General features: G+C 48.6%; 20 protein-coding genes and 1 tRNA gene. 17 read left to right on the top strand and 4 right to left on the bottom strand.

Features of this window, described 5'->3' with window-relative positions; genetic code table 11:
- Positions 1-10: 10 nt before the first annotated feature.
- From tatA to GY634_RS00805, 6 genes are all read left to right on the top strand, one after another.
- Complete coding sequence (gene tatA / locus GY634_RS00830; protein ID WP_166406686.1) at positions 11-238, top strand: Sec-independent protein translocase subunit TatA; 228 nt, start codon at positions 11-13, stop codon at positions 236-238.
- A 31-nt stretch (positions 239-269) separates the two neighbouring features.
- Positions 270-698, top strand: a complete 429-nt coding sequence (gene tatB / locus GY634_RS00825) for a Sec-independent protein translocase protein TatB (RefSeq protein WP_166406685.1) — start codon at positions 270-272, stop codon at positions 696-698.
- Complete coding sequence (gene tatC / locus GY634_RS00820) at positions 695-1,462, top strand: twin-arginine translocase subunit TatC (RefSeq protein ID WP_166406684.1); 768 nt, start codon at positions 695-697, stop codon at positions 1,460-1,462. Before tatB ends, tatC begins: the two co-directional genes overlap by 4 nt.
- A gap of 123 nt (positions 1,463-1,585) precedes the next feature.
- Positions 1,586-2,185 carry a TetR/AcrR family transcriptional regulator gene (locus GY634_RS00815; protein ID WP_166406683.1) on the top strand — a complete coding sequence of 200 codons (600 nt, stop codon included), beginning with the start codon at positions 1,586-1,588 and terminating at the stop codon, positions 2,183-2,185.
- Between the two features lie 3 nt (positions 2,186-2,188).
- Positions 2,189-3,412 carry a multidrug effflux MFS transporter gene (locus GY634_RS00810; protein ID WP_166406682.1) on the top strand — a complete coding sequence of 408 codons (1,224 nt, stop codon included), beginning with the start codon at positions 2,189-2,191 and terminating at the stop codon, positions 3,410-3,412.
- A gap of 39 nt (positions 3,413-3,451) precedes the next feature.
- The gene (locus tag GY634_RS00805; RefSeq protein ID WP_166406681.1) at positions 3,452-4,228 is read left to right on the top strand and encodes a Nif3-like dinuclear metal center hexameric protein; all 777 of its coding nucleotides are present in this window, start codon (positions 3,452-3,454) and stop codon (positions 4,226-4,228) included.
- A gap of 87 nt (positions 4,229-4,315) precedes the next feature.
- On the opposite strand, the gene mscL is transcribed toward GY634_RS00805, so the two are convergent.
- On the bottom strand, positions 4,316-4,795 hold the full coding sequence (gene mscL / locus GY634_RS00800) for a large conductance mechanosensitive channel protein MscL (protein WP_166406680.1): 480 nt from the start codon (positions 4,793-4,795) through the stop codon (positions 4,316-4,318).
- Between the two features lie 130 nt (positions 4,796-4,925).
- Between mscL and petA the strand changes: the two genes are divergently transcribed.
- The 5 genes from petA to GY634_RS00775 all read left to right on the top strand — a co-directional run bounded on the left by petA (position 4,926) and on the right by GY634_RS00775 (position 9,037).
- On the top strand, positions 4,926-5,567 hold the full coding sequence (gene petA / locus GY634_RS00795) for a ubiquinol-cytochrome c reductase iron-sulfur subunit (RefSeq protein ID WP_166406679.1): 642 nt from the start codon (positions 4,926-4,928) through the stop codon (positions 5,565-5,567).
- 36 nt (positions 5,568-5,603) lie between these two features.
- On the top strand, positions 5,604-6,992 hold the full coding sequence (locus GY634_RS00790; protein WP_166406678.1) for a cytochrome b: 1,389 nt from the start codon (positions 5,604-5,606) through the stop codon (positions 6,990-6,992).
- A 19-nt stretch (positions 6,993-7,011) separates the two neighbouring features.
- Positions 7,012-7,863 (top strand): cytochrome c1, encoded by an 852-nt coding sequence (locus GY634_RS00785; RefSeq protein WP_166406677.1) that lies wholly within the window; start codon positions 7,012-7,014, stop codon positions 7,861-7,863.
- A 114-nt stretch (positions 7,864-7,977) separates the two neighbouring features.
- Positions 7,978-8,589, top strand: a complete 612-nt coding sequence (locus tag GY634_RS00780; protein ID WP_166406676.1) for a glutathione S-transferase N-terminal domain-containing protein — start codon at positions 7,978-7,980, stop codon at positions 8,587-8,589.
- 7 nt (positions 8,590-8,596) lie between these two features.
- On the top strand, positions 8,597-9,037 hold the full coding sequence (locus GY634_RS00775; RefSeq protein ID WP_166406675.1) for a ClpXP protease specificity-enhancing factor: 441 nt from the start codon (positions 8,597-8,599) through the stop codon (positions 9,035-9,037).
- 122 nt (positions 9,038-9,159) lie between these two features.
- Here GY634_RS00775 and cysW read toward each other — a convergent pair whose 3' ends face one another.
- From cysW to cysP, 3 genes are read right to left on the bottom strand one after another with little or no spacing between them, the layout of a single operon-like run.
- On the bottom strand, positions 9,160-9,990 hold the full coding sequence (cysW, locus tag GY634_RS00770; protein ID WP_166406674.1) for a sulfate ABC transporter permease subunit CysW: 831 nt from the start codon (positions 9,988-9,990) through the stop codon (positions 9,160-9,162).
- Positions 9,987-10,883 (bottom strand): sulfate ABC transporter permease subunit CysT, encoded by an 897-nt coding sequence (cysT, locus tag GY634_RS00765; RefSeq protein ID WP_166406673.1) that lies wholly within the window; start codon positions 10,881-10,883, stop codon positions 9,987-9,989. The genes cysW and cysT overlap by 4 nt, the downstream gene beginning before the upstream one ends.
- A 12-nt stretch (positions 10,884-10,895) precedes the next feature.
- On the bottom strand, positions 10,896-11,900 hold the full coding sequence (gene cysP, locus GY634_RS00760; protein ID WP_166407117.1) for a thiosulfate ABC transporter substrate-binding protein CysP: 1,005 nt from the start codon (positions 11,898-11,900) through the stop codon (positions 10,896-10,898).
- Positions 11,901-12,160: 260 nt separating this feature from the next.
- Here cysP and GY634_RS00755 point away from each other — a divergent pair, with 260 nt between their 5' ends.
- The 6 genes from GY634_RS00755 to GY634_RS00730 all read left to right on the top strand — a co-directional run bounded on the left by GY634_RS00755 (position 12,161) and on the right by GY634_RS00730 (position 21,640).
- Positions 12,161-14,191, top strand: coding sequence for a BCCT family transporter (locus GY634_RS00755; RefSeq protein WP_166406672.1), 2,031 nt, complete (start codon positions 12,161-12,163; stop codon positions 14,189-14,191).
- Between the two features lie 56 nt (positions 14,192-14,247).
- Positions 14,248-14,323: transfer RNA gene (locus tag GY634_RS00750), tRNA-Thr, on the top strand.
- 422 nt (positions 14,324-14,745) lie between these two features.
- Entirely contained in the window at positions 14,746-16,302 is a 1,557-nt protein-coding gene (locus tag GY634_RS00745; protein WP_166406671.1) for a type I restriction-modification system subunit M, read from the top strand.
- Positions 16,299-17,525, top strand: coding sequence for a restriction endonuclease subunit S (locus GY634_RS00740; protein WP_166406670.1), 1,227 nt, complete (start codon positions 16,299-16,301; stop codon positions 17,523-17,525). The genes GY634_RS00745 and GY634_RS00740 overlap by 4 nt, the downstream gene beginning before the upstream one ends.
- Positions 17,515-18,549: a virulence RhuM family protein gene (locus GY634_RS00735; RefSeq protein WP_166406669.1), complete on the top strand. Its 1,035-nt coding sequence runs from the start codon at positions 17,515-17,517 to the stop codon at positions 18,547-18,549. The genes GY634_RS00740 and GY634_RS00735 overlap by 11 nt, the downstream gene beginning before the upstream one ends.
- Complete coding sequence (locus GY634_RS00730; RefSeq protein ID WP_166406668.1) at positions 18,542-21,640, top strand: HsdR family type I site-specific deoxyribonuclease; 3,099 nt, start codon at positions 18,542-18,544, stop codon at positions 21,638-21,640. The genes GY634_RS00735 and GY634_RS00730 overlap by 8 nt, the downstream gene beginning before the upstream one ends.
- Positions 21,641-21,705: the final 65 nt, after the last annotated feature.

The following is a 21,705-nucleotide window of genomic DNA, read 5'->3' as shown; positions in this document are numbered from 1 at the left end:
GGAGAACAACATGGGAAGTTTTAGTATCTGGCACTGGCTGGTTGTACTAGTCATTATTGCTCTGGTTTTTGGTACCAAAAAATTACGCAACGTAGGTGAAGACCTAGGCGGCGCTATCAAAGGCTTCAAAAAAGGTATGAAAGATGCACAAACCGACGAACAGCCTGAAGCTGTGACTCAAAAAGTGCAAGATACCACCACCATTGATGTGCAAGCCAAGGAAAAACAGGATACCTAAGGGTTCCACCTTTTAAGGTTTTGCCACGCTTATGTTTGACATTAGTTTCAGTGAACTGCTGCTGATTGCTGTTGTTGCCCTGATTGTGCTCGGTCCCGAGCGTCTACCTAAAGTAGCGCGCACGGTAGGGCACTTGATGGGGCGTGCCCAACGTTATATGAACGATGTAAAAACGGACATACAACGTGAAATGGATCTGGAAGAAATCAACAAACTGAAAAACCAGATGAAAGACGCCGCCGACTCGGTACGCAGCTCGGTGAATGAAGGCGTAAATAGCATCAAAGACCCACTGGCTGATGCACAGCAAGCTCTCTCTGACCTCAATAAGCCCCTAGATATTCCTACGGCCCCCATTGCAGCAGAGCCCGAGAAAAAAGCCGCACTACCTGAAACTACGGCTGCCGCAGAACCTGTAGCGGCCAATACACCAGACAACGCTAATAAGGCCAAAGAATGACCCAAGAGCAATCTGGTGACACCTTTATTTCGCACCTAGTCGAATTACGCAGCCGCTTAATGCGCGCCGTACTCAGTGTACTGGTGGTATTTTTTGTGCTGTTTATGTACCCCGGACCATCCGTCATTTATGACGTGTTGGCCCAGCCTATGCTGGCCTCGTTGCCGCAAGGCACCCGCATGATTGCAACCGGTGTGATCACACCTTTTATGGTGCCTGTTAAGGTCACACTTCTGGCGTCCTTTATGGTGGCCTTACCCATTGTGCTGTATCAAGGATGGGCCTTCGTAGCGCCAGGGCTATACAAACACGAGAAACGTCTGGCCTTGCCACTCATTTTCTCTAGCACCGTGCTGTTTATTGCGGGTATGGCCTTTTGCTATTTTGTGGTCTTTAAAACGGTTTTCCATTTTATTGCCACCTTTGCGCCTGACTCCATTACCCCAGCCCCGGATATAGAAGCCTACCTCAACTTCGTCATGACCATGTTCTTGGCGTTTGGTATTACCTTCGAGGTACCTATTGCGGTGATTTTGCTGGTTAAAACTGGCATGACCAGCGTGGCTAAACTACGTGAAATACGTGGCTATGTGATCGTGGGTGCTTTCATTATTGCAGCAGTCGTAACACCACCCGATGTGGTCAGCCAATTCCTGCTAGCCGCACCACTGTGCTTACTGTATGAACTGGGCATTATCTTTGCCAGCTTCATGAAAAAACGTGAAGCCGAGTCAGACTCAGACTCCCGCGAGTTAGAAAGCTAAACACACCACAAGCCGCTTTATGCGGCTTGTTTGTTTTATGCACCACCCACATCCCACTCAACCTACCTATCGGTAGGTAGGGGTGTTAGAATACGCTTTCTTTACGCCTCAAACATACCAACCATGTCTGCTGTGCTTTCCCCCGCTGCTGAACGTATATGCCAAGCAGCCATTCTGCATTTTGCAGAACATCACTACGGCAGTGCCTCCTTAAATGAGATCGCTACAGCGGCAGGCATACGCAAGGCATCCTTGTATGCGCATTTCAAAAGCAAAGACGAGCTGTACTTGGCTGCGTTTAATCGCGCCTTAGCTGTTGAACTTGAACATGTGCAACAGTGCTTTGAGCACTCCAATGCCACGCCATTAGGTTTGCAGTACTGCCGCAGCCTGCAAGAACGCTACGCCCATGCGCCCACCCTACGTTTTGTGCTACTGGCGGCCTACCTACAACCCGCCTCACTGAAAGTCACGTTAGACGAGGGCTACGAAGACTACTTGCAACTGCTGCAAGACCGCTTTAGTGACGCCTTACTACACGCACAGCCTGCCTTAACGGCTCATCCTGCCGCCATCACCCAATTTAGTGTGGCGTATCTAGGCATCGTAGATAGCCTGCACGTAAAACTCATCTACACCGATGGCAACGACTTCCAAGCTAGACTCACAGCACTGGAAATGCTGCTCTCTGCTTCCTTGCAACACACTCTGCACACGTTGTAATTCATGACCTCCCATCACCATACCGCCTCAGGCGGCCTTTCTTTATCCCTGATTTTGCTGCTGGCTCTGTTTACCGCCATGGATGCCATGGCCATAGACATGTACTTACCCAGCATGCCCGCCATTGCACTAGGCTTTGATGTCTCGGCAGGTCGCGTACAACAAACTCTGTCTATTTTTTTAATAGGCTTGGCCGTAGGGCAAGCCGTATATGGCCCCTTACTCGATAGATACGGCCGTCGCTTGCCTATGTTGGTAGGAGTAGTCGTTTTTGTCGCTGGTTCAGTGGTTGCTGCCTTAGCACCTAGCATTGAATGGCTACTCGCCGCCCGCTTCTTGCAAGCCTTAGGCGCTGCAGCAGGGCTGGTCACACCACGTGCTATTGTGTCGGACCGCTGCACTTTAGCGGAGTCTGCCCCTATTTTTTCCCTGCTCATGCAGATCATGATGATCGCTCCCATTCTGGCCCCCATCCTTGGTGGCTTTTTGCTAGAGCAGGGCAGTTGGCGGCTGATATTCTGGGCGCTGTCTGCCATTGGTGTCCTAGGGTTGATCTGGGGCATAGTCACTATCCCCGAAACCCTAAACCCCAAACACCGTAGCAGCTTAGCTTTAGGCAGCATTTTGCGCTCGTACGGACGACAGCTACGTCTGCCTATCTTTATGGCTTACACCTTAGCGGGTAGTTTTGTACTGTCATCGCTGTTTCTCTATATCAGCCACTCGGCTTTTATCTTCACGCAGCATTTCAGCCTTACCCCCACTCTCTTTAGCTACTTGTTTGCCGGCAATGCCGTAAGCTTGGTCATTGGCGGGCAAATCAGTACGTCATTATTAAAACGCGGCGTTGCTGAAACCCGCGTGACCTACATAGGGCTGACGTTGCACCTGCTCAGCGGGCTGCTGTTATACCTTATCGTGCAAAGTGGGCTGGCAAGCTTATGGAGCTATGCTACGCTGATCGCTATCGCCGTAGGTTCACTGGGCCTAATCTTTGGGAACCTCACTGCATTAACCATGCACCACAGCGGCAAACAAGCAGGGGTTGCCTCGGCCCTGATGGGTACATTGCAATACTTGATCTCCGCATTGGCGGGCTACCTACTCAGTTTCTTTGGTCAAAGCCCTGCCGTATTGCCGGTAGCGATTGCTGCTTGCGCTGCGCTGGCGTTACTGTGCTGCAAACTGGCCGAGCGACCACAACCACCCCTGGTTGCCCAAACCTAACCTGCCTACGTTTAACCCTAGTTTATTGATGGAAGCACCATGTCACACATCACCCGAACCGAACTGGAGCAATGGCTAACTGCCACCTTACAACCCCACCGTTTTTCGGATTACTGCCCCAATGGCATACAAGTAGAAGGGCGTGACACCATCCGCCATATCGTGACGGGTGTAACGGCATCTCAAGCCTTGTTAGACGCCGCCATCGAACGAGGTGCCGATACCGTCTTGGTACACCACGGCTGGTTCTGGAAAAACGAAGATGCACGCATACGCGGCATCAAAAAACAGCGCCTGCTCACCACCTTGCAGCACGACCTGAACTTATTTGCCTACCACCTACCTCTGGACGCACACCCCACCTTGGGCAATAACGCTCAACTGGCTCAGGTTTTAGGGCTACAAGCCGATGTGGACGAAGAGGGCGAACCCCTGACTTGCGGCCCCGGCGGTTTGATCTGGTTAGGCAAAACCATAGAGCCACATACCCTAGAAAGCTTGGGGGCTCTATTTTACAAGCAGTTGCAACGGCAGCCACTTATTGTAGGATCACCACAACAACGCGTACAAAAAGTGGCTTGGTGCACCGGCGGCGCGCAAGGTTATATGCAAGCGGCACTGGATGCCGGCGCCGATGTGTACATCACGGGTGAGGCTTCTGAGCCCAACTTCCACCTCGCCCACGAAACCGGTAGTGCTTTCATTGCGGCAGGCCACCACGCAACAGAACGTTATGGGGTTAAAGCACTAGGAGAGGCCATTGCTAGCCGTTTTGGCATACGTGTGGACTTCCTAGACATGGATAATCCCATCTAACTGTTGTGAGAACAGGACAAAACGACGCACATAGAAAAAGCCCCGAAATCGGGGCTTTTTTCGCGATGTTACAGTCAGATAAATGATTTACTGAGCAGAATCACGTGTCTTCAAAGAGTCACGAATCTCACGCAGCAACACGATATCTTCTGGTGTAGGCGCTGGAGGAGCTGCTGCTTCCTCGACTTTCTCTTCGGCCATCAGCGTATTGCGCATACGGTTGACCATCTTCACCATCAAGAACACCACGAATGCCAGCAGGATGAAATTGATGAAAACCGTGAGGAAGCTACCCCAGGACAGCAATACAGCCCCTGCTTCGTTCAAGGCTTCCAGCGTTTGTGGCCCTGTATAACCTTCAGGTGAACGTAGTACAATGAATTGATTAGAGAAGTCGACTTCGCCGCCCAGCACGAAGCTGATGATGGGCATGAAGAGGTCTTTCACCAGTGAATCAATAATTTTGCCAAACGCGCCGCCGATAATTACACCGACGGCGAGGTCGATCATGTTGCCTTTTACCGCGAACTCCCTAAATTCTTTGATAAATCCACTGGTTTTGCTCATATAAACCTCTCTGATCAAGTCACTTGTGACGGGTAATGGCTATAATACCGGGTTGATATAACTTAACCCAGACCCAAAGTCCGTAAATTTTGTGGTAAGCCCCGAGGGGGGTAGGAATAAGGATACTAGAATGAGTCAGATTACGACACAGCCCGATGAGAACGGGGTCGACGAGCAGAAGCCTGCCGATCCTTCGCGCCGTTTCTGGGTCACTACTGCCTGTGCGGTTGGAGGTGTCGCCGGGGTTGGCGCCGCCGTTCCATTTGTCGGGTCATTCGCCCCGTCAGCCAAAGCACGCGCTGCAGGTGCTCCTGTCGAAGTAGATATCTCCACACTCGCTCCTGGCGAAATGCGTACTGTAGAGTGGCGCGGTAATCCAATCTGGATTATGTACCGCACTCCAGAACAACTCGCCGAGCTTAGCAAGCACGACAACCAGTTGGCTGATCCAGACTCCAACCGTCCTGGTTTCACTCCTGCTTACGCTAAAAACGAGTACCGCTCACGCCGCCCCGAGATTTTTGTCTGTATCGGTATCTGTACCCATCTTGGATGCTCCCCAACACCTCGTCTGAATTCCGGTGCCCAGCCTGGCTTACCCAGCGACTGGGATGGCGGTTTTCTGTGCCCCTGTCACGGTTCTACCTTTGATCTTGCCGGGCGCGTTTACATGAATAAACCTGCACCCGATAACCTGGAAATTCCTCCTTATGAGTTTTCTGCCGACGGCACCCGCATCATGATTGGTGTGGACGAAAACAATAAGGCATAAGACATACAAATTTTCAAAGATTAAAGGAGCCGTTTCATGGCTGGTGACAAAACCGTCGAAACGACAGGTCTCTTAGGATGGATTGATAGACGCTTCCCGCTGTCATCACTCTATAAAGAGCATATGTCGGAGTACTATGCGCCAAAGAACTTCAACTTCTGGTACTTCTTTGGCTCGCTAGCACTGCTAGTGCTGGTTATTCAAATCGTGACAGGTATTTTCTTGGTCATGAACTACAAGCCTGATGCTGCGTTGGCCTTTGCCTCGGTGGAATACATCATGCGCGAAGTGCCGGGCGGCTGGATTATCCGCTACATGCACTCAACCGGTGCCTCCATGTTCTTCGTGGTGGTGTATCTGCACATGTTGCGTGGCCTGATCTACGGTTCATACCGTAAACCTCGCGAACTGGTGTGGATCTTCGGTGTAGCGCTGTTCCTCTGTTTGATGGCGGAAGCCTTCTTGGGTTACCTGTTGCCATGGGGCCAAATGTCCTACTGGGGCGCACAGGTGATCGTGAACTTGTTTGCGGCTATTCCATTTATTGGCCCTGAACTGGCCATCTGGATTCGTGGTGACTACGTGGTGTCTGATGCCACCCTGAACCGTTTCTTTGCACTGCACGTGATTGCTATTCCTCTGGCCATTATTGGTCTGGTAGTGGCACACATTATTGCGTTGCACGAAGTGGGTTCTAACAACCCAGACGGCGTAGAAATCAAAGACGGTCCTAAAGATGAAAAAGGCATCCCTCTGGATGGTATTCCTTTCCACCCGTACTACTCCGTACACGATATCGTGGGTGTAGCTGGGTTCCTGATTATCTTTGCGGCTATTTTGTTCTTCGCACCAGAAATGGGCGGGTACTTCTTGGAATACAACAACTTCATTCCAGCTGACCCCATGAAGACACCTCCGCACATTGCTCCGGTTTGGTACTTCACACCGTTCTACTCCATGCTGCGTGCAACCACTGCCGACTTCACATGGATTCTGGCCGGTTCTGCTGTGTTGGCTGCTGTAGTCTTGTTCTTCAAGAGCCGTCAGCCAGGCGTCATGCGCTTGGTTGCCCCGGTAATTCTGTTGGGCGTGGCTGTAGCACTGAAAGTGTTCGACGCGAAATTCTGGGGCGTGGTCTCCATGGGTGGCGCTGTAGTGATTCTGTTCTTCCTGCCTTGGCTGGATGCATCACCGGTGAAATCCATTCGTTACCGTCCTACTTGGCACAAAGTCCTGTATGCGATTTTCTTCATCAACTTCGTCATACTGGGTTACCTAGGTACACAACCACCAAACGACCTGTTCAACCTGCTGAGCCAAATTGGCACCATCATCTATCTGGCATTCTTCTTCTTGATGCCAATATGGAGCCGACTGGGCACATTCAAGCAGGTACCGGATCGCGTGACCTTTCGCGCTCACTAGGACTCAACACGGATAGACCATGATTAAGAAACTATTTGGAATCTTGGCGTTGTCCCTGTCTTGCTCGGTGGCGGTTGCCGCCGAAGCAGGCTACCCTTTGGAAAGCGCCCCTAATCGTATTACCGACATGCCTGCACTGCAAAACGGTGCCAAGCTGTTCGTTAACTACTGTTTAAACTGTCACAGTGCCAACTCCATGCGCTACAACAAGCTCACGGAAATTGGCCTGACAGACGAAGAAATCCGCAAAAACCTGCTGTTCACAGGCGAGAAGGTTGGTGATCTGATGACCATCGCCATGACACCTGCTGACGGCAAACAATGGTTTGGTGCTACCCCTCCAGATCTGTCGGTTACTGCACGTGCCCTGTCTACTAACTTGGGTCCAAGCGGTACCGATTACATCTACACCTACTTACGCACTTTCTACCGTGACGTTAACCGTCCTACCGGTTGGGATAACTTGGTGTTCCCAAGTGTAGGTATGCCCCATGCGTTGTGGCAACGTCAGGGCCATACCCAAGTAGAACGCACAACTGTCGCTGAAGCGGTGGGTGCAGATGGCAAGCCATCTTGGGTACGCACTGTGACTAATTTTGACCAGTACGGTTTCTCTAGCAGCAAACAAGAAACACTAGCCGCTGACTATAAAGGTGGCGCCAGTGAATCTGTTAAGTACACACCTGTGAATGCGTCGCAAGCCGCCGAATTCGCCAGTGATGTCGCTGACCTGAGCAACTTTATGCAATGGATGGCAGAACCTGTACAAAATACCCGTAAGAAAATTGGGTATGCTGTGATAGGCTTTTTGCTGATCTTCTTCTTTGTTGCCTGGCGTCTGAACAAAGCCTACTGGCGCGACATCAAATAATGTCTTGTGACCATGCTGCCAACGTGGCAGCATGGTAATGTTGCTAAGACGCCGGTATTATTATCAGAGCCTATGCTGGCTCTTGTTTTTATTTCTACGACTGGAATCCTCACTATGATGGTACTCTACTCTGGAACTACATGCCCCTTCTCACAACGCTGCCGTTTTGTGTTGTTTGAGAAAGGCATGGATTTCGAGATTCGCGATATTGACTTGTATAACAAGCCCGAAGACATCGCCGTCATGAATCCATATGGCCAAGTACCTATTCTGGTTGAGCGCGATCTGGTTCTGTACGAATCCAACATCATCAACGAATACATTGATGAGCGTTTCCCGCATCCACAGTTGATGCCTGCAGACCCAACCATGCGCGCCCGCACACGCCTGTTCTTGTACAACTTTGAGCGTGAACTGTTTACCTACGTTTCCATTTTGGAAGACCGTAGACAAGCAGCCGACCCCAAAGCCCAAGACAAAGCCCGTGCGCAAATCCGCGATCACTTGGCACAGTTGGCTCCTATCCTGACCAAAAACAAATACATGTTGGGCGAAGAGTTCTCCATGTTGGACGTGGCTATTGCTCCGTTGCTATGGCGCTTGGACCACTACGGTATTGAATTGCCTAAGAGCGCTGCTCCGGTACAAAAATACGCCGAGCGCGTGTTCTCCCGTCCAGCCTTTATCGAGGCTTTGACACCGTCCGAAAAAGTCATGCGTCGCTAATCACACCATGCAAGAGACTTCTACCAAACCCTACATGCTTCGTGCTTTGCACGAATGGTGCACCGATAACGGCTACACACCGTACATAGTAGTCACTGTGGATGACAACACCGTTGTTCCTGCAGGCTACGTACAAGATGGCCAAATCACGCTGAACCTAGACTTACTCGCCACCAATCAACTCGTGATTGGCAACGACTACATCGAGTTTCAAGCACGTTTTGGTGGTGTTGCCGAAGACCTATTTGTGCCTGTCGCCGCAGTAAGCGCTATTTATGCGCGCGAAACGGGTGCCGGCATGGGGTTTGAAGTCTCTGAGTCCCCAGCGTATCCGGGGACAACCAGCGCATCGGATTCAGCATCTTCCGCTACATCGCAAGCTCCTGCTGCTGGCACTGGCGCACAGAGCAAGGCCGACAAAGCCTCGCACTTGAAAATCGTCAAATAAAGCGCAGCTTATTGCTGTGTGAGATGCTGTAAAAAAGCCTACCTGATATGATCAGGTAGGCTTTTTTTGTTCTGTGGATAAGGCAGCGAGTCGCAAGCGGCTCAAACTGCCTGTATATAACTTTAGTTCTGAGGCGCTGTTTTGTTCTGCTGCAAACGCCACTCCAGTAGGCTTTTCAAACCCACAGTCAAAATAGCCATACATGCTAACAAGCCTGCTGCCGTAAAGGCTGCCGCCGTTTTGTAGTCGTTATTTAACTGTTCCACCAACAACGATAACGTTAAGGTTTGGTTCATCACCGTACCCGACACCACCGACACGGCACCAAACTCACCAATCGCCCGCGCATTGGTCAACACTACGCCGTATACCAAGCCCCAACGTATATTGGGCATGGTCACTTGCCAGAAAATCTGCCAACCTGATGCACCTAGACTTAGCGCCGCCTCTTCTTGTTCGCTACCCAAGGTTTGCATCACCGGAATCAGAATACGAGCCACATAAGGCACGGTCACAAAAATAGTCACCATCACAATACCGGGCCACGCAAACATCAGTTGCACGTTATGTGCGCCCAGCCAGCGGCCCATCATGGTTTCTGCGCCATACACCACCAAATAACACAAACCTGCCACCACAGGCGATACCGCGTAGGGAATATCCACAAACAAGCTCAGCAGGCGTTTGCCCCTGAACTGGTAATGCGTCATACACCACGCCAGCAAAATACCGAACACCATGTTTAGCGGCACACTGAGCAGTGCCACGAAAATAGTCAGCCCAATGGCATGTTGCATGAAGTCTTCGCTTAGGTTTTCTGCCAGCAGCGTCCAACCACCTGCGATAACCTGACTGAAAATTAGCGCCAAAGGGATGATGAGCATCACCACCACTACGGCCAAGCCTGCACCTACTTGCAGCCACTGCCCAAAACTCTGCGGTTTTTTTCTCATGATCGTTGCCGTTGCCAGCCCAATAAACGTCCCTGTACCACTTGCAGGACAAACAATAACAACAAGGAAGCCATCAACACTACCGAGGCAATTGCCGCTGCGGCAGGGTAGTTGAACTCTTGTAAACGCACAAAAATCATCAATGAGGTGACTTCTGTTTTAAAGGGTGCATTACCAGCAATCATAATGACCGCACCAAACTCGCCCAAGCTACGGATGAATGCTTGCGAGGCACCAGTCACGATCGCGGGGATCAGTGGCGGCAAAATCACTTTAAGGAAAATCTGCCAGCGGCGTGCACCTAAAGTTTGCGCCACCTCTTCGTACTCTGACCCTAACTCTTCAATGACGGGCTGCACAATACGCACTACAAACGGCAAGCTGGTGAAGGTCATCGCCACCAAAATACCAGGGTAGGCGTAGGAAATCTTGATGCCCATGGCCGCAAAATACTGCCCTAACCAACCACCCGGCACAAACAGGGTTGCCAAGGTTAGCCCCGCTACCGAGGTAGGTAATGCAAAGGGGATATCCACCAACGCATCCATCATGCGGCGGCCCCAGAAGTTATACCGAGTCGTCACCCACGCAATCAGAAAACCTATGAGTGTTGCTGCAATGGTGGAGTAAAACGCTGCACTGATCGTGACCTTATAACTCTGTACCACCCTAGGGTGCGAGATAGCACGCCAGTACTGAGCCCATGTCATGTCACTGACGTAAATCAGCAAGGCCGACAGCGGTAGCAACACCACGATGGACAAATAGAACAGGCTGAGTCCAAAGCTCAGCCCAAAACCCGGCAATATGGGTTTGCGTAAGAAAAACCACTGACGAACGGGGGAAGCCGTTACCGACTTATCCCCCGATGCCGTGTTAGACAATGTTGTCATAGCTAACTACTTTTACTGTGCCTGAATCTGATCCAATACGCCGTCAGTAGAAAAGTGCTTGGCTTGAATATCTTTCCAAGAACCCAATACATCGGTTGGGTTGACCAGTTTTACGTCGGCAAACTTACCTGCATTTTCTTTGGCCACTTCTTCATTGGTAACGCGGTAGTTAAAACCAGCCAGCAAGCGTTGAATTTCAGGCGTGTACTGGAACTCTAGGTACTCGGTCGCTACATTGCGTGTGTTACGTTCGTCTACCACTTTATCCACAACCGCTACCGGGAACTCGGCCAACACGCTGGTAGGGGGCACAATAATTTCAAACTCTTGGTCCTTGAACTCTTCACCGTTCACGATGTTCAGTTCTTCAGACTCAAAGGTCAGCAATACATCGCCTTGATCGTTCTGTGCAAAAGCCACTGTCGCGCCACGACCGCCTGTAGGGAAGTTCTCTACGTTACCCAGCACTTTGCCTACGAACTCGCGAATCTTTGCTTCATCGCCATCAAATTGGTCGTGTGCGTACAACCATGCGCCCAGATAGGTATAACGGGCGTTACCGGATGTTTTAGGGTTAGGGAACACCAGACCTACATCTTCACGCGCCAAGTCATCCCAGTCTTTAATATTTTTTGGGTTGCCCTTACGCACCAAGAAAGCAATGGTGCTGTAGTAGGGCGAACTGTTATTTGGCAAGCGCTCGGCCCAATCAGCAGCCACAATGTTGCGATCAGCCAAGATATCGATATCAGTCACTTGGTTAAAGGTCACCACATCAACTTTTTTACCTTGGATGATGTCTTGTGCCTGACGAGAAGTACCAGCAAACGACTGGTCAATTTTGATGTCTTCGCCGGTCTTCTGCTTCCAATATTCAACAAACTTTGGGTTAACTGCCGCAAAAGTTTCGCGCGCCACATCAAACGATGCGTTTAACAAACTTGTTTGGGCTACAGCAGCAGAGCTGGCAGCGGTAGCAACCAAGGCAAGAGCCCCAACAATTTTCTTCACATTCATCATAAACCCCGCAATATATTTGAGTGACTGCAACGGCAAAAACCGTTTATCCATGCAGTGCATTATGCAGAGTCTCCATATAAATACGAACGATAATGTACTCATGCGCTTATTACCTTAAGAAATAACAAAGCACTTGAATCCAAAAAAAATCGCAGTACATGTTAAAACTTCCTGACAATCATTACATATGCTAATCATTCGCATAAGAATGGTTTCTGGTAAACTGATAGCCTCCAAAATAAACGATATGAAGGTCTATGAGGTCCAATAAAACCCCAACTAGCCTACACCCTCCCGTCTTTTTTCCTGCAGCTTTTCTAATTTTGGCACTCGTGGCGTTTGCAATTCTTGCGCCAGAGACAGCACAAAACCTCTTTAGCACCACGCAAAACTGGATCATTACCCACGTTAGCTGGTTCTACATTCTTACTGTTGCCATCATTTTGCTTGCTGTCATTTTCTTGGCAGTTAGCCGGTACGGCGATATCAAGCTAGGCCCCGATCACTCTCAGCCCGACTATAAAAACATCACGTGGTTCGCCATGTTGTTTTCCACTGGTATGGGTATTGGGTTGATGTTCTTCGGCGTAGCCGAACCCGTCATGCACTTCATGAGCCCACCTACGGGTGAGGGCGGCACCATTGAGGCCGCACGTGAGTCCATGAGCATCACCTTTTTCCACTGGGGCTTACACGCTTGGGCGATTTACGCCATCGTGGCACTGGTATTAGCGTTTTTCAGCTACCGCCACGGCTTACCCCTGAAACTGCGCTCGGCCTTATACCCGCTCATCGGCGACAAAATCTATGGCCCCATCGGCCATGCGGTGGATATCTTTGCCATTATCGGTACCGTATTTGGCGTGGCAACATCCTTAGGTTTTGGCGTCGCGCAGATCAACAGCGGCCTGGAATACCTGTTTGGCATGGAAGTCACTACGCTCAATCAAATCATCTTGATTGTGATTGCCTGCGGCTTGGCCACCTTGTCGGTGGCCAGTGGCTTGGATCGCGGCATTAAGATTCTGTCTGAGCTGAACTTAGCCTTTGCGGTATTACTGCTGTTGTTCGTGCTGATCTTGGGCCCCACTGTATTTATCATGCAAACCTTTATGCAGAATACAGGCGCTTACTTATCTGACATCGTCAGCAAAACCTTTAACCTCTACGCCTACGAACCTAACGATTGGATTGGTGGTTGGACCCTGTTCTACTGGGGTTGGTGGTTAGCATGGTCCCCATTTGTAGGTCTATTTATTGCCCGTATTTCGCGTGGCCGTACCATCCGCGAGTTTGTACGCGGTGTGCTGCTCGTACCAGCCGGTTTCACCCTGCTGTGGATGACCGTGTTTGGTGACACTGCTATCCATGCCATCTTGTACGATGGGATGGAGTCCTTTGGCCTGTTTGTGCAAGAAAACACCTCACAAGCTCTGTTCGTATTCTTAGAGCAATTGCCTTTTGCTTCTATTACCTCGGGCTTAGCCATTTGTATGGTGGTGGTGTTCTTTGTGACCTCGGCTGACTCGGGCGCGCTAGTGGTAGATTTGCTGGCCTCTAAAGATGGCGAGCCATCCCCTGTATGGCAACGCATTTTCTGGTCGGCCTTGGCAGGTGTGGTGGCAATTGCCTTGCTATTGGCCGATGGCCTACAAGCGCTACAAACGGCCACCATTGCCAGCGCGCTACCGTTCTCTATCATCTTGCTGATTGCCATCTGGGGGCTATTCAAAGCCTTGCAGTTAGATGCTACCAAGCGCCACATCCGTTACCAGACCGTGGCCAGAAGCCAGCCCATCGCACCGGGACAACCTTGGCAAAAACGGTTACGTAATCTGATTGTGATGCCTAAGCGCGAGCAAGTATGCCGTTTCTTAGACAACACCGTAGAGCCTGCCATGCAAGCCGTAGCAGCCGAACTGCGTAAGGCGGGTTTTGATGCCAAGATGACTGTTGTGGAACCCTCGGAAGACCAACCAGAACGCGCCTTGGCACTGGATGTAGAGCACCATGGCGCTTACCAAGACTTCCGCTACAAAGTGCGCCCCATGAGCGTTATACGCCCAACATTGCGTCCTGCTGATGCCAAGCGAGACGACGAGGTGTACTACCGTGCTGAAGTCTTCCTAAGCGAAGGTGGTCAGGATTACGACGTGATGGGTTGGAGCCAAGACGAAGTGATTGGCGACATACTGGATCAGTACGAACGTCACCGCCACTTCTTGCATTTAGTGCACGACAACGACCCAACCATCCTGGCTGAAAACACATCGAATGGGGAATCGTAAGAAAGTTTATAAAAACGCTTGCGTTTTAAGAACACCCCCCATATAATTCTTATTTCGCCGGCTTAGCTCAGTTGGTAGAGCAGCGCACTTGTAATGCGAAGGTCGAGGGTTCAACTCCTTTAGCCGGCACCAAAGTTATCAAGCACTTACGCCACCCCTAATCGGGTGGCGTTTTGCTTTTCTGGTTTCATGTAAGCACTATGTAAACAATTTTGATAAATACAGCGCTTAGTGACACTATCAAAAAATACCTAACCCCCCCTTCAACGTTCGATCTATAGCAGCCTGCACAACTGCCGCTAACGTACTTGCAGTAACCCCCTACGTTTCGCATTATCCGACTCAAGCCATTGAGTCAGCTCTTTTGCACCCTTGCTTGCCTATTTCATCCGCAGCTACGACAATCAAGAGCTAAAAACAGGATAGCGCAACAGTGATTTACTGAAAAACTCTCCTGCTACGCTTTTGACTAAAGCACGCCTCTACACCATAAACTGCATACATAAAATATTTACTATGCATGTAAACAAACAAATTATGACAGGTAGCACATTATGACCAGTACCCAACAACGCGCCGAACTGCAACGACGAATCTGGCAAATCGCCAATGAAGTTCGTGGAGCGGTGGATGGCTGGGATTTCAAGCAATATGTTCTTGGTGCTTTGTTCTACCGGTTTATCAGCGAGAATTTTGTTAGTTACGCAGAGAATGGCGACGACAGTGTAAATTACGCCGGGTTGAGTGAGGAGTGCCTTACGCCTGAGTTTATCGATGACGCCATCAAGACGAAGGGCTATTTCATTTACCCTTGCGACCTGTTTGAAAACGTTGTTAAGGATGCCAATACGAATGAAAGGCTAAATACAGACTTGGCGGACATCTTTAAATCCATAGAGCTTTCTGCCAGCGGTTACCCTTCAGAGAGCGATATCAAAGGGCTTTTCGCTGACTTTGATACCACCAGCAACCGCTTGGGTCATACCGTCAAGGATAAAAACACACGTTTAGCGGCGGTACTTAAAGGTGTAGCTGAGCTGGATTTTGGCGACTTTGGTGCGAGTCAGATTGATCTCTTTGGCGATGCTTATGAATTCCTTATTTCCAACTATGCTGCCAACGCCGGTAAATCTGGTGGCGAGTTTTTTACTCCGCAGCATGTCTCCCGCTTGATCGCGCAGCTAGCCATGCACGGTCAGACTAGTGTCAACAAAATTTATGATCCCGCTTGTGGCTCTGGGTCATTGTTGCTGCAAGCTAAAAAGCATTTTGATGCGCACATCATTGAAGATGGTTTTTTTGGGCAAGAAATTAACCACACCACTTACAACTTGGCGCGGATGAATATGTTCTTGCATAACATCAACTACGACAAGTTCAACATTCAGTTAGGTAACACTCTGATTGAACCGCACTTTGGTGATGACAAACCCTTTGATGCCATAGTTTCTAACCCACCTTATTCAGTGAAATGGATAGGCAGCGACGATCCTACGCTAATCAATGATGAGCGCTTCGCGCCAGCAGGTGTGCTTGCACCCAAATCTAAGGCTGACTTTGCTTTTGTGTTGCATGCGCTTAGCTATCTATCCAGCAAGGGGCGAGCAGCTATTGTGTGCTTCCCAGGCATTTTTTACCGAGGAGGTGCGGAACAAAAAATCCGCCAATATCTGGTGGATAACAACAATGTGGAAACAGTGATCTCATTGGCGCCTAACCTGTTCTTTGGTACGACCATTGCAGTGAACATTCTGGTGTTAGCTAAAAATAAGGTAAGCACAGATATCCAGTTCATTGACGCCAGCAGCTTGTTCAAGAAGGAAACCAATAACAACGTACTGCTGGATGCGCACATAGCCCAGATTATGCAGGTGTTCGACAACAAGGCTAATGTGGATCACTTTGCCAAGTCGGTACCGTTTGAGGAAGTAGCAGCCAACGATTACAACCTGTCAGTCAGTAGTTATGTAGAAACCGAAGACACCCGTGAATTGATTGATATAACCCAACTTAATGCTGAGTTGAAAACCACAGTCGCTAAGATTGACCAGCTACGCGCAGAGATTGATGCCATCGTGACTGAGATTGAGGGGCAGGGGGCTGGAGTATGAGCGGCGTAGAATTTTTGGATAAGCTGTTGGATGGGGTTGAGGTGGAGTGGACTCCGCTGGGCAAGGTCGGCGAATTTATTCGTGGTAACGGATTACAAAAGAAAGATTTTGTTAAAGCAGGTTTTCCAGCAATACATTATGGACAAATCTATACTCGATATGGATTGTATGCAGATGAGGCTTTTACATTTATTGATGAATCCTTGGCTAACAAATTACGGAAAGCCAGAAAAAATGACCTTTTGCTTGCTACGACATCAGAGAATGACGAAGATGTGGTAAAGCCGTTGGCTTGGCTTGGTGATGAGGTAGCGATCTCTGGCGATATGATGCTATTTAGGCATAAGCAAAAAGTGAAGTACCTTGCTTATTTTTTTCAGACTGAAAATTTTCAACGCCAAAAGCAAAAATATATCACTGGAGCAAAGGTTAGGCGTGTTTCAGGTGGAGATTTGTCAAAAATACTTGTTCCAATCCCCTGCCCAAACAATCCCAAAAAGTCTCTGGAAATTCAGGCTGAAATCGTCCGCATACTGGATACCTTTACCCAGCTTACCGCTAAGCTTACCGCTGAGCTTACCGCGCGAAAAAAACAATACAACTACTATCGTGACCAGTTGTTGAGTTTTGAAGAGAGTGATGTGGAGTGGAAAACGTTGGGGGAGATTTTAAGTATGCGAGCAGGGCAACATATTTCTGCAAGCAAGATCATGCGTTGTGCTGGTGATGATAACTTCTACCCATGTTTTGGCGGTAACGGTGTTCGTGGTTACGTTAAAGAAAACAGTCACGATGGTGAGTATTTGCTTATTGGTAGACAAGGTGCTCTTTGTGGAAACGTCCAACGCTTCAAGGGACAGTTTTATGCTACAGAGCACGCTGTTGTTGTGTCAGTTCATAAAGATATAAACGTTGATTGGGCATTTCACATGCTGAGACGTATGAATCTAAATCAGTATGCATCGAAGTCGGCCCAACCTGGGTTAGCAGTAGGTAAATTAGAATGCTTAAAAATTCCCGTTCCATCTCTTTTTGAGCAAACTCGTATCGCAGCCATACTCGATAAATTCGACACCCTGACCAACTCCATCGCCGAAGGCCTACCTCGCGAAATTGAGCTACGCCAAAAACAATACGAGTACTACCGTGACTTGCTGTTCAGCTTTCCTAAGCAGAAAGAGGATGTAGCAGTAGAGCATCAGGAGGTGGCTAATGAGTGGTGAGTTAAGCTTGAAAGACCAGACAACGGAGTTCCTGCTTTATACCGCACCCAATGGGGCGGTTAAGGTGGAGGTGTTGTTAAGCAATGAAACGCTCTGGTTAACCCAGAAGCGTATGGCCGAGTTGTTTGGCGTTGGCGTACCAGCTATCTCCAAACACCTTGAAAATATTTACGAATCCAACGAGTTACAACGCCAAGCAACTATTTCCATTTTGGAAACAGTTCAACAAGAAGGCAACCGGGAGGTGAGCCGGAAACTAGAGTATTACAACCTAGATGCAGTGATCTCTGTCGGCTATAGAGTGAACTCAACCCAAGCCACACAGTTCCGCATCTGGGCCACGCAGCTAATTAGGGAGTACATCATCAAAGGCTTTGCCATGGATGATGAACGCTTAAAAAATGGCCGATACTTTGGTAAGGATTATTTTCGTGAGTTACTGGAGCGGGTGCGTTCTATACGCGCCAGCGAGCGGCGTATTTACCAACAAATTACCGATATTTTTGCCGAATGCAGTATTGATTACGACCCTAAGTCAGACACCACCCGCCTGTTTTTTGCGCATGTGCAGGATAAGTTTCACTACGCCATTACGGGCCATACGGCAGCAGAAATTATTTCACTAAAAGCCGATGCTAGTCAGCCACTGATGGGAATGAATACCTACAAAAATGCGCCGGATGGCCGAGTGTTGAAGTCTGATGCTGCCATAGCAAAAAACTACCTGAATGAGACAGAGATCAAACAATTAGAACGAACGATTTCCAGTTTTTTTGATTATATTGAAGGTGTGATCGAGCGGCGCAACAGTTTTACGATGGCGAGTTTTTCTGAAAGCGTAAACAAATTTTTAGCCTTTAATGAATACCAGATTCTTGAGAACTTTGGCAGTGTTTCACGCCAGCAGGCCGAGCAGAAAGCTTTCGCTGAGTATGACAAATTCAACAAGAGGCAGCGCATTGAATCAGACTTTGATCGTGAAGTGAAAAAACTTCTGCATAACAAGGCCCAGAAAAATGAGTGATTACAAAACCATTGCGGAAACCAATAATTTTATCGTTTTGGAGAAATACACGCCTGAGTGGGTGCTTAAAGAAAGTTACCAAAGCGAAAGCCAGTTAGAACACGAACTTATTCAGGACTTGAGCAACCAGGGTTACGAGTACCTGCCAGGCTTGAACACACCCAAGGCTATGTTGGCCAATGTGCGTGAGCAGTTGCAAGCCCTGAACCATGTTCAGTTCTTAGAGGGAGAATGGTCACGTTTCGTAGAAACCTACCTTGATAAGCCTAGTGATGGCATTGTTGAGAAAACGCGCAAGATTCATGACGATTACATTCATGATTTTGTGTTTGACGATGGCCGTATACAGAACATTTACCTGTTAGATAAAAAGAACATCGCTCGCAACAAGATGCAGGTCATCAAGCAGTTCGAGCAAACGGGTACGCATGCAAATCGCTATGACGTGACGATACTAGTCAACGGTCTGCCTTTGGTTCAGGTAGAGCTAAAAAAACGCGGTGTGGCGATTCGTGAAGCCTTTAATCAGGTACATCGCTACAGCAAAGAAAGCTTTAACAGTGAAAACTCACTGTATAAATACTTGCAGTTGTTTGTGATCTCCAATGGCACAGATAGCCGTTACTTTGCCAACACCACCCAGCGTAACAAGAACAGTTTCGACTTCACCATGAACTGGGCGAAGGCAGATAACAGCCTGATCAAAGACTTGAAGGACTTTACGGCGACGTTCTTCCAGAAACGCACCTTGTTAAATGTACTGCTGCATTACTCGGTTTTTGATACCAGCAATACACTTTTGATCATGCGCCCTTACCAGATAGCGGCGACAGAACGCATTCTGTGGAAAATCAACAGCGCCTACCAAGCCAAAAACTGGAGTAACACGGAAAGCGGTGGTTTCATTTGGCACACCACAGGTTCTGGTAAAACACTGACAAGCTTTAAAGCGGCACGCCTAGCCACTGAGTTGGATTTCATCGATAAAGTATTCTTTGTTGTGGATCGTAAGGATCTGGATTACCAGACCATGAAGGAGTACCAGCGCTTTTCACCTGATAGCGTAAATGGCTCTGATAGCACAGCAGGCTTGAAGCGCAATCTGGAAAAAGACGACAACAAAATTGTTGTTACGACCATTCAGAAGCTCAATAATCTGATGAAAAGCGAAAGTGACCTGCCTATCTATGGTAAGCAGGTGGTATTTATTTTCGATGAGTGCCATCGCAGCCAGTTTGGTGAAGCACAGAAGAATCTGAAAAAGAAGTTTAAAAAGTTCTATCAGTTTGGTTTTACCGGAACGCCGATCTTTCCAAAGAACGCATTAGGCGCAGATACCACGGCTAGTGTTTTCGGCCGTGAGTTGCATTCGTACGTGATCACCGATGCCATTCGTGACGAAAAAGTGCTGAAGTTCAAGGTGGATTACAATGATGTGCGTCCACAGTTCAAAGCTATTGAGATAGAACAGGATGAGAAAAAACTGAGCGCGGCAGAAAACAGACAGGCTTTGCTACACCCTGATCGTATTCGTGAAATCACACAGTACATTCTGAACAGTTTTCGACAAAAAACACACCGTCTGCATCCTGGCAATAAAGGTTTTAATGCCATGTTTGCCGTCAGTAGCGTGGAGGCTGCCAAGCTGTACTACGAGTGCTTCAAGGAATTACAGGCAGGTAGTGATAAGCCGTTAAGGGTGGCTACTATCTTCTCGTTTGCGGCTAACGAAGAGCAAGATGCAATAGGTGATATTCAGGACGAGAGTTTTGATGTGTCTGCCATGAACAGCAGTTCTAAAGAGTTTGTAAGCGCGGCCATTGCCGATTACAACGCACTGTTCAAAACCAACTTTAGTGTAGACAGTAATGGCTTTCAGAACTATTACCGAGATTTGGCTAAGCAGGTTAAGGTCCAAGAGATCGATCTATTGATTGTGGTGGGTATGTTTCTGACGGGTTTTGATGCGCCCACGCTTAACACCTTGTTTGTTGACAAGAATCTGCGCTACCACGGCTTGATGCAGGCTTACTCGCGTACCAACCGTATTTACGATGCCACAAAAACTTTTGGCAACATTGTTACCTTCCGCGACTTGGAGCTGGCGACGGTTGAAGCTATTACACTTTTTGGTGACAAAAACACCAAGAATGTCGTGCTGGAGAAAAGTTACAAGGAATACATGGAGGGCTTTACCGATTTAGTGACTGGTGAAGCGAGACGTGGTTTTGTGGATGTGGTCAACGAGCTAGAGCAGCGTTTCCCAGACCCTGCTGCGATTGAGAGAGAGTCAGACAAAAAAGCATTTGCTAAGTTGTTCGGTGAGTACTTGCGTGTCGAGAACGTACTGCAAAATTATGATGAGTTTGCCAGCCTAAAAGCCTTGCAGCATGTGGATCTCACTGATTCGCAAGCGGTAGAGGATTTTAAGGCCAAGCACTATTTGAGTGATGAAGATCTGAAGGCATTGCAAGCCATCACAATCCCCTCTGAGCGAAAAATTCAGGACTATCGTTCTACCTATAATGATATTCGTGATTGGTTACGCCGTGAAAGGGCGGGCAACGAAAAAGAGCTGTCTACGATTGATTGGGATGATGTGGTGTTTGAGGTGGATCTGCTCAAATCCCAGGAAATCAATCTGGATTACATACTGGAACTGATCTTCGAGCAGAACAAAAAGGTTAAAGACAAAGTATCCTTGATTGAGGATGTACGTCGAGTGATCCGCTCTAGCTTAGGCAATCGAGCCAAAGAAAGCTTGGTGGTTGATTTCATCAATGGAACCGATCTGGATAACATTGGCGACAAGGCTAGTGTAATTGATGCCTTTTTCACCTTTGCTCAAGCTGAACAGCAGCGTGAAGCAAAAGAGCTAATTGATGACGAGAGCTTGAATGCTGAGGCAGCTAAGCGTTACATCACGGCATCACTTAAGAGAGAATACGCCAGTGAAAATGGCACTGAGTTAAATACCATTTTGCCTAAAATGAGTCCACTTAACCCTCAATATCTGACTAAAAAGCAAAGTGTTTTTCAAAGAATTTCTGCATTTGTGGAGAAGTTTAAAGGGGTCGGCGGTAGTGTTTAATCTCTTTACCAAACTGCAATGCACAGACAGGAGGTTTACCCTCTTGTCCCCCAATATTTTTTGCC

Source organism: Paenalcaligenes suwonensis (assembly GCF_011290505.1).
Taxonomy (GTDB): domain Bacteria; phylum Pseudomonadota; class Gammaproteobacteria; order Burkholderiales; family Burkholderiaceae_B; genus Paenalcaligenes; species Paenalcaligenes suwonensis.
Note: the sequence above shows the minus strand (reverse complement) of the source record. Positions and strands in the feature narration are given on the sequence as shown.

Coding starts and splice junctions, on each gene's coding strand:
- GY634_RS00775 (WP_166406675.1), top strand. CDS start 8,597: ATGCAAGAGACTTCTACCAAACCCTACATGCTTCGTGCTTTGCACGAA.
- GY634_RS00735 (WP_166406669.1), top strand. CDS start 17,515: ATGAGTGGTGAGTTAAGCTTGAAAGACCAGACAACGGAGTTCCTGCTT.
- petA (WP_166406679.1), top strand. CDS start 4,926: ATGAGTCAGATTACGACACAGCCCGATGAGAACGGGGTCGACGAGCAG.
- cysW (WP_166406674.1), bottom strand. CDS start 9,990: ATGAGAAAAAAACCGCAGAGTTTTGGGCAGTGGCTGCAAGTAGGTGCA.
- tatC (WP_166406684.1), top strand. CDS start 695: ATGACCCAAGAGCAATCTGGTGACACCTTTATTTCGCACCTAGTCGAA.
- tatB (WP_166406685.1), top strand. CDS start 270: ATGTTTGACATTAGTTTCAGTGAACTGCTGCTGATTGCTGTTGTTGCC.
- GY634_RS00810 (WP_166406682.1), top strand. CDS start 2,189: ATGACCTCCCATCACCATACCGCCTCAGGCGGCCTTTCTTTATCCCTG.
- GY634_RS00815 (WP_166406683.1), top strand. CDS start 1,586: ATGTCTGCTGTGCTTTCCCCCGCTGCTGAACGTATATGCCAAGCAGCC.
- GY634_RS00805 (WP_166406681.1), top strand. CDS start 3,452: ATGTCACACATCACCCGAACCGAACTGGAGCAATGGCTAACTGCCACC.
- cysT (WP_166406673.1), bottom strand. CDS start 10,883: ATGACAACATTGTCTAACACGGCATCGGGGGATAAGTCGGTAACGGCT.
- GY634_RS00730 (WP_166406668.1), top strand. CDS start 18,542: ATGAGTGATTACAAAACCATTGCGGAAACCAATAATTTTATCGTTTTG.
- mscL (WP_166406680.1), bottom strand. CDS start 4,795: ATGAGCAAAACCAGTGGATTTATCAAAGAATTTAGGGAGTTCGCGGTA.
- GY634_RS00755 (WP_166406672.1), top strand. CDS start 12,161: ATGAGGTCCAATAAAACCCCAACTAGCCTACACCCTCCCGTCTTTTTT.
- tatA (WP_166406686.1), top strand. CDS start 11: ATGGGAAGTTTTAGTATCTGGCACTGGCTGGTTGTACTAGTCATTATT.
- cysP (WP_166407117.1), bottom strand. CDS start 11,900: ATGAATGTGAAGAAAATTGTTGGGGCTCTTGCCTTGGTTGCTACCGCT.
- GY634_RS00785 (WP_166406677.1), top strand. CDS start 7,012: ATGATTAAGAAACTATTTGGAATCTTGGCGTTGTCCCTGTCTTGCTCG.
- GY634_RS00790 (WP_166406678.1), top strand. CDS start 5,604: ATGGCTGGTGACAAAACCGTCGAAACGACAGGTCTCTTAGGATGGATT.
- GY634_RS00780 (WP_166406676.1), top strand. CDS start 7,978: ATGATGGTACTCTACTCTGGAACTACATGCCCCTTCTCACAACGCTGC.
- GY634_RS00745 (WP_166406671.1), top strand. CDS start 14,746: ATGACCAGTACCCAACAACGCGCCGAACTGCAACGACGAATCTGGCAA.
- GY634_RS00740 (WP_166406670.1), top strand. CDS start 16,299: ATGAGCGGCGTAGAATTTTTGGATAAGCTGTTGGATGGGGTTGAGGTG.